Below are 13,321 nucleotides of genomic sequence, written 5' to 3' on the forward strand. Positions count from 1 at the left end.
GCCCGCGCCGTTCAGCGCAGCACGACGCAGCCGCGCGCCCGCAGGTCCCGCAGGACGGCGGTGCCGCCGTCGAGCTTGTTCCACCGCAGGTCCAGCTTCTCCAGCGCGGGCAGCTCGCCCAGCCAGGACGGCACCGCGCGCAGCCGGTTGTTGCGCAGGTCGAGGTGCGTCAGCGCGGCCAGGTTCCCGAGGAAGGGGATCTCGGGGAGATGGTTGTCGCGCAGGTCGAGCAGGCGCAGCCTGGCCGGCAGCGCGGGCAGCCGGGTCAGCCGGTTGCCCCGCAGGTGCAGCTCGCGCAGCTCGCCCAGGCCGCCGACCGTCCCGGGCAGCGTGGCCAGCCTGTTGCCTGACAGCCGCAGCTCCTTGAGCGCCGCCATCCCGCCGATCGTGTCAGGAAGCTCGGCGATGGCGTTGTCGGCCAGGTTGAGGTAGGCCAGGCGGGTCAGCTTGCCCAGCGTCTCGGGCACCGAGGTGAAGGCGTTGTCGCCGAGGTAGAGGTAGTCGGTCAGGTCGAGCTCGCCGATGGCCGGCGGGATCTCGCGCAGCTCGTTGTGGGCCAGGTCCAGCATCCGGAGGCGACTCAGGCCGCCGATCGCCTCCGGCAGGCGGGTGAGCCGGTTCTCGGCGAGGTTGAGTGATTCGAGACGCTCCAGGCGCCACACCGCGGCGGGCACCTCCGTCAGCCGGTTGCCGCCGGCCGCCAGGTGTCTGAGCGGGCCGAGCTCGGCGGGCAGGCTCGTCAGGGCGTTGCCGTACACGAACAGGGTCTCCAGCGCCGGCGGGCACGCGGGCAGCCGGGTCAGCCGGTTGCCGTCGACGTGCAGCGCCCTGAGCGAGGACGGCAGCGCGGGCAGCGAGGCGAGCCGGTTGCCGTCGAGCCGCAGCTCCTCCAGCAGTGCCAGCTCGCCCACCCGGGCGGGCAGCTCGGTCAGCGCGTTCCAGGCCAGGTCGATCAGCCGGACATCGGCGGGCACGGCGGGCAGCTCGGTCAGGCCCGCCGCGGGTGCTCGTAGTTCGCTCACCCGCCGGATCTTAGATGGAACAGCTCCGACGGCGATATCGGCATCCGGTCGACGGCCAGTCCTTCGGCGTCCTCGACCGCACTGGCGATCACCGCGGCCACCGGGATGACACCTGCCTCGCCTGCGCCCTTGATGCCCAGCGGGTTGAGCGGGGAGGGCGTCTCGAGATGGTCGGTCTCGATGCGCGGGATCTCCGTGGCGTACGGCATGAGGAAGTCCATGAAGGAGGCGTTGAGCAGCTGGCCGTGCGAGTCGTAGACCATCCGCTCGTACAGCGCGCCGCCCACGCCCTGGGCGACGCCGCCGTGGATCTGGCCCTCGACGATCATCGGGTTGATGAGCCTGCCGCAGTCGTGGACGACGGCGTAGCGCAGGATGCGGATCTCGGCGGTGTCCTTGTCGGTCTCGACGATCGCGGCGTGCATGCCGGCGGCGAAGGTGGAGCGCAGCGGCGAGTAGTAGTCGCGGCCCTCCAGCCCCGGCTCGTCGCCCTCGGCGACGGGCGGCTTGTCGAAGGAGCCGGTGCCGGAGAACTGCGTCGCCTTGGCGGTCTCGGCGTCGAAGGAGTAGCGCAGCGGGTTGGACAGCACCGCCACCGTCGACAGCGGGATGGCGGCCGTCGGGGCGCCCACGACGTGGACGACGCCGTCGGTGATCTCCAGGTCGCGCGGGTCGGCCTCCAGCGCGTCGGCCGCGATGCGCAGCGCCTTCTCGCGCACCTTCCGGCAGGCCAGGGCGATGGCGTTGCCGCTCATGACGGCCGCCCGGGAGGCGAAGGTGCCCACGGCGTACCCGAACCTGCGGGTGTCGCCGGTGACCACGGACACCCGCTCGATCGGCACGCCGAGCTCGGTGGCGGCGATCTGCGCGAACACCGTCTCGTGGCCCTGCCCCTGCGAGGTGAGGCCGGTCGAGACGTGCACGCGCCCGTCGGAGGTGACCTGCACGTGCCCGCCTTCGTACGGCCCCACGCCGGTGCCCTCGACGTAGCAGCCGACGCCGATGCCGAGGCCCGGCCGCCTCTCGAAGTCGTCCCAGCCGATGAGCCGCTTCAGCATGGCGAGCATGGCGGGGTAGTCGCCGCTGTCGTAGATCAGCGGCCGGCCGTCCTGGAAGATCATGCCCTGGTCGTAGGGGAAGTCCTCGGGCTGGATGAAGTTGGCCGAGCGCACCTCGGTGCGGTCCTTGCCGAGGTACTGGGCGATCTTGTCCATCGTCCGCTCCATGCAGAACACGCCCTGCGGGCGGCCCGCGCCCCGGTACGGCGTGACCTGCACGGTGTTGGTGTAGATCGAGCTGAACGCGACCCGGTAGGCGCCGATCTTGTAGGGGCCGAGCAGCTGCGTCGAGGTGATGATCGGCACGATGATCCCGTACGGCGTGTAGGCGCCGTGGTCGTGCAGGATCGTCACGTCCAGGCCGAGCACCCGGCCCTCGTCGTCGAAGCCGACCCGCACGTGCTGGACCTGGCCGCGCTCGTGCGCCGAGGAGATGAAGTGCTCGCGCCGGTCCTCGGTCCACTTCAGCTCGCGGCCCAGCAGCATCGCCGCCCAGGGCACCAGGATCTCCTCGGGCCACGGGTGCACGATCTTCACGCCGAAGCCGCCGCCGACGTCGGGCGCGATCACCTCGACGTGCGGCAGGGGCAGGCCGAGCTTGGCGGCGATCGCCATCCGCACGCTGGTGGAGGTCTGGGTGGAGGAGTGGACGCGCAGGTCGGTGCCGTCCCAGCGGGCGTGGACGCCGCGGCCCTCCAGCGGGATGCTGGCACTGCGCTCGATGTCGAGCCGGAAGGCGAGGGCGTGCGGCGCGGCCTCGATCGCCTCGCGGGCGCTCCTCCCCTCCCTGGAGGGCACCTCCTGCACGAGGTGCGCGCCGATGTTGCCGGGCACGTCGTCGTGGACGAGGGCGGCGCCCTGGGCCGCCTCCTCGATGCCGACGACCGGCTTGAGCAGCTCGTAGTGGACGTGGATGCGGGCGCAGGCGTCCTCGGCCAGGTAGCGGTCCTCGGCGACGACCATGACGACGGGCTCGCCGACGTGCCGGACGAACTCCTTGGCCAGCGGGTAGGCGGTGCGGCCGTGGGTGAGCGCGGGGTGCGGGATGAGCAGCGGCAGCGGCTCGGCGACGCGGCCCGGCAGGTCCTCCCAGGTGTAGACGGCGACCAGGCCCTCGACGTCGAGCGCGCCGGAGACGTCGATGTCGAGGATGCGGGCGTGCGCGTGCGGGGAGCGGACGAAGGCGACGGCCAGGGCGTCGCGGCCCAGGTCGTCGAGGAAGCGGCCCTGCCCGGTCAGCAGGCGGGGGTCCTCCTTGCGCTGGATCCGCTCTCCGAACAGCCGCGTCGTCATCTGCTCTCCTCCTCCGCGATCAGCTCGGCCGCCCGGTGGACGGACTTGACGATGTTCTGGTAGCCGGTGCACCTGCACAGGTTCCCCGAGATCCCGTCCACGATCTCCTCGTCGGTGGGCGAAGGGTTCTCCTCCAGCAGCGCGGTGACCGTGCAGAGGAACCCCGGGGTGCAGAAGCCGCACTGCAGCCCGTGGCACTCGGCGAAGGCGCGCTGCACGGGCGACAGCCCGTCGGGACCGGCCAGGCCCTCGACGGTGGTGATCCGCCTGCCGTCGACGGTGACCGCGAAGGTCAGGCACGAGCGCACCGGCTCGCCGTCGAGCAGCACCGTGCAGCAGCCGCACACCCCGTGCTCGCAGCCCACGTGGGTGCCGGTCAGCCCGAGGTCGTGGCGCAGGCAGTCGGACAGCAGGCGGCGCGCGGGCACGCTGACCCGCCGGGTGACGCCGTTGACGACCAGCGTGATGTCATGCCGCATTTCTCGCCGCCTCCGTCAGTGCCCGCACGGCCAGCACCCCGACCAGGTGCCTGCGGTACTCGGCGGTCGCGTGGATGTCCGCCTCCGGTTCGGTCCCGTCCTGTACGGCACGCGCCACGCCCGCCCAGTCGACGGTCGAGGCGGGACGGTGCTCGCACTCCTCGCTCACGTCGGCCACCATCGGGACGGGCCCGACGCCGACGCAGGCGACCTTCGCGGTGGCCACCCGCAGGTCGTCGTCGAGCCGGACGAAGGCGGCGACGCCGGCCAGCGCGTAGTCGCCGTGCCGCCTGGCCACCTCGACGAAGGCCGTCCCGGCCCGTTCGGGCAGCGCGGGGAAGTAGGCCGAGACGGCCAGCTCGCCCGCTTCCAGGGCCGATTCGAGCGGCCCGGTGAAGAACTCGCTCGCCGGCACGTCGCGTACGGCGTCGACGCGGGCCAGCCGTACCGTGCCCTCGAGCAGCGCCAGGACGGCGGGCAGCTCGGCGGCGGGGTCGGCGTGCACCAGGCTGCCGACGACGGTGCCGCGGTTGCGGATCACCGGGTGCGCGACCAGCTTGAGCGCCTGGCGCAGCAGCGGCTGCGCCCGCGCGACCTCGGCCGAGCGCTCGATCTGGGAATGGCGGGCCAGCGCGCCGACGCGCACGCCCGCCCCCTCGATCCCGAAGGGTTCGAGGGCGGCGACGCGGTTGATGTCGACCAGCTGCTCGGGCGCGGCCAGGCGCATGTTGAGCAGCGGGATCAGGCTCTGGCCCCCGGCCAGCACCTTGCCGTGCGCCCCCGCCTCGGCCAGGACCGCCATGGCCTCGTCGAGGTCGCGTGGGGCGTGGTAGACGAACGGGGCCGGCTTCACCCGGTGTGCTCCCTCGCCGGTGTCCGGCCCGCTATCACGCGCAGCAGGTGGTAGCCGCCCACCACCACGATGGTGCCGAGCGCGATGCCCTCCAGGGTGAAGTCGCTGGTGATCATGTGTTTGACCGGTCCGATCGCCATGATGATGCCCGCCCCGATGGGGACCATGTTGACGGGGTCGGAGAAGTCGACCCTGTTCTCGACCCAGATCTTGGCGCCGAGAAGACCGATCATGCCGTAGAGGATCACGGTGACGCCGCCCAGCACGCCGCCCGGCGTGGCGGCCACCAGCGCGCCGAACTTCGGGCACAGCCCGAACAGGATGGCGATGATGCCGGCGATGTAGTAGGCGGCGGTGGAGTAGACGCGGGTGGCGGCCATGACGCCGATGTTCTCGGCGTAGGTGGTGGTGGGCGAGCCGCCGACCGCGCTGGTGACCATCGTGCCGATGCCGTCGGCGGCGACCGCTCGGCCCATGTAGGGGTCGACGTCGGCGCCGGTCATCTGGCCGACCGCCTTGACGTGGCCGATGTTCTCGGCGATCAGCGCGATCACCGCGGGCAGCACCAGCAGGGAGGCCGAGAACCTGATGTCGGGCAGGTGCATGTTGGGCAGCCCGATCCAGGGGGCGTCGGCGATGGCGCTCAGGTTGAGCCGGGGATGGGTGTCGATCTTGCTGGTGGCGGCGTTGAAGGCGGTGATGTCGCCGAAGATCCGGTCGGCCGCCCAGGACAGCACGAACCCCGCGATCAGCCCGATGAGGATGCCGATGCGGCCGATGAACCCCTTGAAGGCGACGATCACCACGAAGGTGATCACCATCGTGATCATCGCGATCCACTGGTCCTGCGGCCAGTAGACGTCGGCGACGACGAACGCCAGCCCGAAGCCGATCAGCATGACCACCGCGCCGGTGACCACCGGCGGGAAGATCTTGTGGATGATCTCCACGCCCAGCACGTGGATCGCCACGCCCGCGAGGAACAGCACGAACCCGGCGACGAGGATGGCGCCGGTCACGATGGCGTCGACGGCCGGCGTGTCGCCGCCGAAGGCCGCCCTGATGGCCAGCACGCCGCCGACGAAGGAGGCGCTGGTGCCGAGGTAGCTGGGGATCTTCCCCTTGACGATCAGCAGGAAGAGGATCGTCGCGACGCCGGACATCATGATCGCGACGTTCGGGTCGAGGCCCATGACCAGCGGGAACACGAACGTCGCGCCGAACATCGCGATCACGTGCTGCGCGCCGAACCCCACCATGCGGGGCCAGGAGAGGCGCTCGTCAGGCTTGACGACCTCTCCGGGGCCCAGATGCTTGCCGTCTCCGTGTTTGGTCCAACCCAAAACCATGAGAGCCCCTCTGTTTCGCGCTCCATCGGTTCGGTGGCCGCCCCGCAGGCCGTTGCGGGCACATTAGGACGTCTCCGGCGGGCGTTCACCGGCATGATCTGCCAACGTTCCGGATCTCGTACGGCAAGCCGGGTCATGCGCCGCCGGTGACCGACCGCTACCGCACGCCGTACCCCGCGGCACAGACCCCCACCCCCGACCAGGGCGGTCAGTTCCTGTTGACGGCGCGCAGCGCGTGGTAGCCGACCAGCACGACGACGGTGCCGAGGGCGATGCCGCTGAGGGCGAAGGTGCCGGTCACGGGGAAGGCCACGGGCCCGATCGCGCAGATGACGCCGGCGCCGACCGGCACCAGGTTGACCGGGTCGTCGAGGTCGACCTTGTTCTCGATCCAGATCTTGGCGCCGAGCAGGCCGATCATGCCGTACAGGATGGTCGTCACGCCGCCGAGCACGCCGCCGGGCGTGGCGGCGACCAGCGCGCCGAACTTCGGGCACAGCCCGAACAGGATCGCGATCACCGCCGCGACGTAGTAGGCGGCCGTGGAGTAGACCCTGGTCGCCGCCATGACGCCGATGTTCTCCGCGTAGGTGGTGGTGGCCGGGCCGCCGACCGCGGTCGAGACCACCGTGCCGACGCCGTCGGCCATGACCGCCCGCCCCAGGTAGGGGTCGACGTCGGTGCCGGTCATCTCGCCGACCGCCTTGACGTGGCCGACGTTCTCGGCGATCAGCGCGATGACCACCGGCAGCACCAGCACGATCGCCGACACCTCGAACACGGGGCCGTGCAGCGTCGGCAGCCCGATCCAGTCGGCCGCGGCGACCTGGTCGAAGCTCACCCTGAAGTGCTCGGTGACCTTCCCGTCGCCGCCTGGCGAGGTGATCGGCCCGCCCACGCGGTCCCACACCCAGGACAGGACGAACCCGAAGACCAGCCCGAGCAGCACGCCGATCCGGCCGAGGAAGCCGCGCAGGACGCCGACGAACACGAACGTGGCGATCATCGTGATGAGGGCCACCCACGGGTCCTGCGGCCAGTAGACGTCGGCCGCCACGTAGGCCATGCCGAACCCGATCAGCATGACCACCCCGCCGGTGACGACCGGGGGGAAGACCCTGTTGATGATCCGCACGCCCAGCAGGTGGATCGCCAGGCCCGCCAGCCCGAGCACCACGCCGACCGCCAGCAGCGCGCCGGTCACGGTGCCGTCGCCGCCGCCCGCGGCCCTGATGGCCACCACCGCGCCGACGAACGACGCGCTCGAGCCGACGTAGCTCGGGATCCTCCCCTTCACGATCAGCAGGAAGAGGATCGTCGCGACCCCCGACATCATGACGGCGAGGTTCGCGTCCAGGCCCATGACCAGCGGGAAGACGAACGTCGCGCCGAACATCGCGATCACGTGCTGCGCGCCGAACCCCACCATGCGCGGCCACGTCAGACGCTCGCCCGGCCTGACCACCTCACCGGCCGCCGGCGCCTTCCCCTCGCCGTGCAGCTTCCATCCCAATGCCATCGGACCACTTCCCAACCTGCGGTTACGTCTCCTACGTGATGTCGGAGAGAACCTTAGAGGCAGTGGGAAGCCGGGCGGTCATCAGGCGACGTGGATGCTGAACCCCTCGCCGCTGACCACCTGACCGGGCCTGATCTTGCAGGTCTTGCGGAGCTCCACCTCCCCGTCGACCAGCACCATGCCCTCGGCGATCAGGTGCTTGGCCATCCCGCCGGTCTCGGTGACGCCGCAGTACTTCAGCAGGTCGCACAGCGGGATGTAGTCGGAGTTGAGCTCGAAGTCCAGATCCACGCACCCAGCCTAGATGCCCCGCATGCGCAGCACGTGCAGGGCCAGGGTCAGGTTGAGGCGCAGGTGGGGGTCCTCGGTGAAGTTGCCGAGGAGCCGTTCGAGCTTGCCGATGCGGTAGCGCAGCGTGTTGTAGTGGAAGTGCAGCCGCCTGGCCGTCTCGGCGACGTTCAGGTTCGTCTCCAGCAGCACCTGCAGCGTCCTGCGCAGGTCGGCGTTGTCGCTGTCGTCGTCGGTGGCCAGCGCTCCGAGCGTCTCGCGCACGAAGGCGTGCAGCTCGGCGGTGTCGTTGACCAGCGACAGCAGCCGGTAGACGCCGAGCTGGTCGAAGTGCGCGATCGCGCCGGGGCCGTGCAGCTGGCGGCCGACCCTGGCCGCCTTCAGCGCCTGGCCGTAGGCCTCGGGCAGGCTGTCGGCGCCTGGGCAGGTACGGCTGGTGCCGGTGGAGAAGGTCCCGGCGGAGATGGCGTCGGCGAAGGACGTGGCCGCGTCCCTGGCCACCCGCGCGCTGTCCACGGCGGCGTCGACGACGGCGACCACCTCGTGGGAGAAGCCGGCGACCGCGCCGTTCGGGTCGTGCCGGCGCATGGCGGAGGTCCACGAGGTGACCAGGCGGTCCTGCGCGGTGCGCTCGTCGCCTTCCGGGTCGAGCTCGGCGACCAGGACGGTCACGGGGCGTTCGAGGTCCCAGCCGAAGGCCCGCGACCGGTTGGCGATCCGCTCGGCCGAGCCCGCCCTGCCGGTCAGGACGTCGCGCAGGAAGTCGGCGCGGTACTTGCTCTCGACCGCGTTGACCGCGTCCTGCCGGGTGATGACGAGCGCGGCGACGGTGGCGGCACGTTCCAGGATGCCGATGTCGCTGTCGCGGATCACGCCCGCGGGGCTGTGGGCGAGGATCCTGCCGTGGTGGTGGCCACCCGCTACGACAGGGACGGAGGCGTAGTGGCCGCTACGGCCCGTGGGATCGGCGCCCCTGGCACGGCCCGCCGGATCGTCCCCGGTACGGCCCGCGGGGTCGGACAGCCGGCGCAGGGCGGCCACGTGCTCGGGCGGCCCCGCGGCGGCCAGCAGCCTGCCCGCGCAGTCGACGGCGACCACGGCCACGTCCAGCAGCCCCGCGACCTCGGCGGTGACCTCGCCGAGGCCGCCGCCGGCCAGCACCACCTGCACCAGCGCCCGGTGCGCCTCCTCCGCGCGGACGAGCACGGCCGCCTGCCGGTTGAGGATGTCGGTGAGCACCTGGTTGAGGATGTCGTCGAAACCGACGTCGTCGGGCAGCAGGATCAGCGGGAAGCCGAGCCTGTCGGCCTGGGCGACCATCTCGTCGGGCAGCTCGTCCAGGTAGCGGCCGAGCTTGATGGCCAGCGCGGCCAGGCCGCGCTCGTCGAGGTCGGCGACCAGGCGGTCGAGCGACTGGGGGGTGTTGCGCAGCGGGTAGCCGGTGGTGAGCAGCAACTCGTGCGGCTTGACCCAGGCCAGGACGTCGGGGACCTCCATCACGTTGAGCCGCTGGACGATCCGGTCGAGGCCCGCCTTCCCCGCGATCAGTCTGGCCTTCGCCAGCGTGGAGACGCCCAGCACCTCGCCCACCGAAACGCCGTGGATGATCGTTCCGGTGCTGGCCAGGCGGACAGGTGGCTCCATGAGGCGATTGTTACCGATGACCCTGTGTGTCAGGAAGAGCCAACCTTTTGATGGAGTGTTGGCACATTTCTCCGTACGGAGGTGTGGGGGGCCGCTCTACCGTCGGGTCCATGACGCTCGGCACGCAGAGACGGGTCCAGCCGCGCATCCACCTCACCGGGGCGGCCAGCGCGGCCGTGCGCCCTGTGCTGGAGTCGGCCAGGATGCCCGCCCGCGTGCTGGCGACGGTGCCGGTGGGGGTGTACCTGGAGGTGCGGACCCAGCTGGAGCCCTCGGTGATCGCGATGGTGACCGGCGAGGCGACCAGGCTGCCGAACGCGGTGGTGCTGGCCGGCGAGCTGCCCCGGGTGAGCGTGGGCGACGAGGCGGTCGTGGGCGACGGGGTCATCGAGGTCGGCCGCTACCGGGTGAAGGCGCGGCGCTGGTGGGATCCGGCGCCTCCGCTGCCGCCCGTGGAGCTCGCACGGCTGGCCGGGGCCGTACCCGCGATGTCGCCGCAGACGGCCAGAAGACCCGGGCTGGAGGGCAACGCCGCCATCTCCCAGCTGGCGGCCGGCTGCGCGCAGGCGTCGCTGGTGCGCGCGGTCACCGCGGCCGAGCAGCTGGTGGGGCTCGGCCCCGGCCTCACGCCGAGCGGCGACGACGTGCTGGCCGGCCTGCTGGTGGCGCTGCGCCACCTGGGCGCGGCCGCGCGGGTCGGGCGGGCGGTGTGGCTGGCCGACTGGCTGGCCGCCGCCGTCACCTTCGACGCCGGCACCCGTACCACGCCGATCTCGGCGACCCTCCTGCACTGCGCCGCCAGAGGCGAGGCCAGCCCCGAGGTGACGGGCGTCCTGCGCGGCATCGCCGGCCTGCAGCCGCTCGAGCCCGCGCTGAGGCGGCTGCTGCGCCTGGGCCACACCTCGGGCGCAGATCTGGCCCAGGGCGTGCGCATCGGTCTGGACGCGGTGCTGGCCCTCGGAGCGGCCCCATGAACACCCTGGTGAAACTGGTCGCCGGCGTCTACCACGACTCGGTGAGCCTGATGCGGGTCAGCCAGTCGCTGTCGGCCATGCCGGGCGTGGACGTGGCCGTCATCGCGATGGCCACCCCCCTCAACCTCGACCTGGCCAGGGAGCTGGGCTTCGAGGTTCCCGCCGCCGCGCCGGCCGCGGCCGAGCTGCTGGTGGCGATCAGGGCCCAGGACGTGGCGGCCGCGTCAGGCGAGCTCGACCGCCTGCTGACGGAGCTGTCGGGCCGCTTGCCCGCCCACGCCTCCGACGTCCCGCCGCGCACGACCCGCTCGGCGATCAGGGCAGGCGCGGCCGACCTCGTGCTGGTCTCGGTGCCGGGCGAGCACGCCTTCGCCGAGGCGCTCGACGCCGTCGAGGCCGGCGTGCCGGTGATGATCTTCAGCGACAACGTGCCGGCGGAGCAGGAGGTGCTGCTCAAGCGGCTGGCCGAGGAGCGCGGCGGGCTGGTCATGGGTCCCGACTGCGGCACCGCGGTGATCGGCGGGGCGGGGCTCGGATTCGCCAACGTGCTGCGCCCCGGGCCCGTCGGCGTCGTGGCCGCCTCCGGCACCGGGGCCCAGCAGGTGACCTCGCTGCTCGATCTGGCGGGCGTGGGCGTCAGCCACGTGCTCGGGGTGGGCAGCCGGGACCTGTCGGCCCAGGTGGGCGGGTTGTCGGCGATGCGGGCGCTGCGCCGGCTGGACGACGATCCGGCCACCGAGCTGATCGTGCTCATCTCCAAGCCGCCCGCGCCCGAGGTGGCGCGGGCCGTCCAGGAGGTCGTGGAGAAGCTGCGCACGCCCGTCGTCCAGGCGCTGCTGGGCACCTCGGGCGGCGACCTCACCTCGGCCGCGGAGAGCGCGCTGGAGGCGCTCGGCCGCACGCCGCCCGCCTGGCCGTCCTGGAGCAGACCGGTCGCGCGCGGCCCGGTGAGGGGCCTGTACTCCGGCGGCACGCTGTGCACCGAGGCGTCGCTGATCACGCCCGGCGGCTTCGTCGACTACGGCGACGACGTCTTCACGCGGGGCAGGGCGCACCCGATGATCGACCCGACGCTCAGGCTGGAAGCCCTCGCCAAGGTGCGACCCGGTGAGGTGGCGCTGATGGACGTGGTGCTCGGCCACGGCGCCGACCCCGACCCGGCGCTGCGGCTCGCCCCGGCGATCGAGGCCGCGGTGGGCAGGGGCGTCCAGGTGGTGGTCGCCCTGGTCGGCACCGAGAACGACCCGCAGGGGCTGCTCCGCCAGGCCGCGGCGCTGCACGAGGCGGGCGCGTCGGTCTTCACCTCCAACGCCCACGCCGCCCGGCACGCCGCAGGGAGCGACACGTGAGCCTGCTGCCCGTCGATCCGCACGTCGTCACCGTCGGCGCCGACCTGCTCGGCCAGGCGCTGGACGCCCAGGCCGTGCCCAGGACCGCCGTCGACTGGCGGCCGCCGCTGCCCGGCACCGCCGACGCGCTGGCCAGGGTGCTGGCCGACCCGCGCAGGGCCGCCGCCAACGAGGCGGCCGTCGCCCGCCTGCTGAGCGCCCGCCCCCAGCTGGTCGACGTACGGCCGGCCGCCGACGCGCTGGGCCTGCCCCGCGGGACCTTCCTGCACGCGGGGCCGCCCATCACCTGGGAGCGCGCCTCGGGCCCGCTGCGCGGCGCGCTGATCGGCGCGATGCTCCTGGAGGGCCTGGCCGCCACGGTCGAGGAGGCCGAGCGCAGCCTCGCGGCCGGCGAGGTCACCCTCGACTCCTGCCACCACCACCGCACGGTCGGCCCGATGGCGGGCGTGGTCAGCCCGTCGATGTGGCTGTTCGAGGTGCGTGACGCCGAGCACGGCGGCACCGCCTACTGCTCCCTCAACGAGGGCCTGGGCAAGGTGCTCCGCTACGGCGCCTACGGCCCCGAGGTGCTCGACCGGCTGCGCTGGATGGGCGAGGTGCTCGGCCCCGCCCTGCGCGACGCGCTGCGGATCAGCGGCCCCGTCGACCTGCGCGCGATGATCGCGCAGGCGCTGCAGATGGGCGACGAGCTGCACAACCGCAACCGCGCCGCCACCTCGCTGTTCCTGCGCGAGCTGGCGCCCGCGCTGGTCGAGGCGGCCCCCGCGCGCGCCGCCGAGGTGCTGCGCTTCGCCGCCGGCAACGACCACTTCTTCCTCAACCCGGCCATGGCCGCCGGCAAGGTCAGCACCGACGCCGCCCGCGGCGTGCCCGGCTCGTCGCTGGTGGTGGCCATGGCCCGCAACGGCACCGACTTCGGCGTGCAGGTCTCCGGGCTGGGCGACCGCTGGTTCACCGGGCCCGCGGGCGTCCCCGACGGCCTCTACCTCGGCGCGTACGGTCCCGACGACGCCAACCCCGACATCGGCGACTCGACGATCACCGAGACCTCGGGCCTGGGCGGCTTCGCCATGGCCGCGGCGCCCGCCATCGTCAGGTTCGTCGGCGGCGAGGTGGGCGACGCGATCACGGCCACCCGCTCGATGTACGAGATCACGCTCGCCGAGCATCCCGCCTACCAGATCCCCGGGCTCGGCTTCCGCGGCACGCCCGTCGGCATCGACGTGGTCCTGGTGGCCAGGACCGGGCTGCTGCCCGTCGTCAACACCGGTATCGCCGGCAAGGTCGCGGGAACGGGACAGGTCGGCGCGGGGCTGGTGAGCCCGCCCGCCGAAGCCTTCATTGCCGCGCTCAACGCACTCGCATTCGATAAGTGATCAATTAGCAGTTTCCGTATTCTCGCTGGTCACCCGCCCATTGCCGGCCGTTCGATTACGTTGATCGCGTGTCGGCTTCCGTTTACTAATCGCATGCCGATATGGTGGCGAACCTCG

General features: G+C 72.3%; 11 protein-coding genes. 3 read left to right on the forward strand and 8 right to left on the reverse strand.

Annotated elements, in window-relative coordinates:
* Positions 1-11: 11 nt before the first annotated feature.
* From ACWDLG_RS25510 to ACWDLG_RS25545, 8 genes are all read right to left on the reverse strand, one after another.
* The gene (locus ACWDLG_RS25510) at positions 12-1,022 is read right to left on the reverse strand and encodes a leucine-rich repeat domain-containing protein (protein WP_449924162.1); all 1,011 of its coding nucleotides are present in this window, start codon (positions 1,020-1,022) and stop codon (positions 12-14) included.
* On the reverse strand, positions 1,019-3,373 hold the full coding sequence (cutA, locus tag ACWDLG_RS25515; RefSeq protein WP_449924165.1) for an aerobic carbon-monoxide dehydrogenase large subunit: 2,355 nt from the start codon (positions 3,371-3,373) through the stop codon (positions 1,019-1,021). The genes ACWDLG_RS25510 and cutA overlap by 4 nt, the downstream gene beginning before the upstream one ends.
* Entirely contained in the window at positions 3,370-3,852 is a 483-nt protein-coding gene (locus ACWDLG_RS25520) for a (2Fe-2S)-binding protein (RefSeq protein ID WP_449924168.1), read from the reverse strand. Before ACWDLG_RS25520 ends, cutA begins: the two co-directional genes overlap by 4 nt.
* Positions 3,842-4,705 (reverse strand): FAD binding domain-containing protein, encoded by an 864-nt coding sequence (locus tag ACWDLG_RS25525; RefSeq protein ID WP_449924171.1) that lies wholly within the window; start codon positions 4,703-4,705, stop codon positions 3,842-3,844. Before ACWDLG_RS25525 ends, ACWDLG_RS25520 begins: the two co-directional genes overlap by 11 nt.
* Positions 4,702-6,054 carry a uracil-xanthine permease family protein gene (locus ACWDLG_RS25530; protein ID WP_449924173.1) on the reverse strand — a complete coding sequence of 451 codons (1,353 nt, stop codon included), beginning with the start codon at positions 6,052-6,054 and terminating at the stop codon, positions 4,702-4,704. The genes ACWDLG_RS25525 and ACWDLG_RS25530 overlap by 4 nt, the downstream gene beginning before the upstream one ends.
* Positions 6,055-6,262: 208 nt before the next feature.
* On the reverse strand, positions 6,263-7,573 hold the full coding sequence (locus ACWDLG_RS25535) for a uracil-xanthine permease family protein (protein ID WP_449924175.1): 1,311 nt from the start codon (positions 7,571-7,573) through the stop codon (positions 6,263-6,265).
* Positions 7,574-7,654: 81 nt separating this feature from the next.
* Complete coding sequence (locus ACWDLG_RS25540; protein ID WP_354904251.1) at positions 7,655-7,864, reverse strand: RNA-binding S4 domain-containing protein; 210 nt, start codon at positions 7,862-7,864, stop codon at positions 7,655-7,657.
* Between the two features lie 9 nt (positions 7,865-7,873).
* Complete coding sequence (locus ACWDLG_RS25545; RefSeq protein WP_449924179.1) at positions 7,874-9,505, reverse strand: PucR family transcriptional regulator; 1,632 nt, start codon at positions 9,503-9,505, stop codon at positions 7,874-7,876.
* Between the two features lie 110 nt (positions 9,506-9,615).
* Between ACWDLG_RS25545 and ACWDLG_RS25550 the strand changes: the two genes are divergently transcribed.
* Genes ACWDLG_RS25550 through ACWDLG_RS25560 form a run of 3 tightly spaced genes read left to right on the forward strand, consistent with a single transcriptional unit; the run spans position 9,616 to position 13,204 of the window.
* Positions 9,616-10,479, forward strand: a complete 864-nt coding sequence (locus tag ACWDLG_RS25550; protein WP_449924182.1) for a DUF2877 domain-containing protein — start codon at positions 9,616-9,618, stop codon at positions 10,477-10,479.
* Positions 10,476-11,828 (forward strand): FdrA family protein, encoded by a 1,353-nt coding sequence (locus ACWDLG_RS25555; RefSeq protein ID WP_449924184.1) that lies wholly within the window; start codon positions 10,476-10,478, stop codon positions 11,826-11,828. The genes ACWDLG_RS25550 and ACWDLG_RS25555 overlap by 4 nt, the downstream gene beginning before the upstream one ends.
* On the forward strand, positions 11,825-13,204 hold the full coding sequence (locus ACWDLG_RS25560; RefSeq protein WP_449924187.1) for a DUF1116 domain-containing protein: 1,380 nt from the start codon (positions 11,825-11,827) through the stop codon (positions 13,202-13,204). Before ACWDLG_RS25555 ends, ACWDLG_RS25560 begins: the two co-directional genes overlap by 4 nt.
* Positions 13,205-13,321: the final 117 nt, after the last annotated feature.

It is taken from the genome of Nonomuraea sp. NPDC003727, assembly GCF_053586935.1.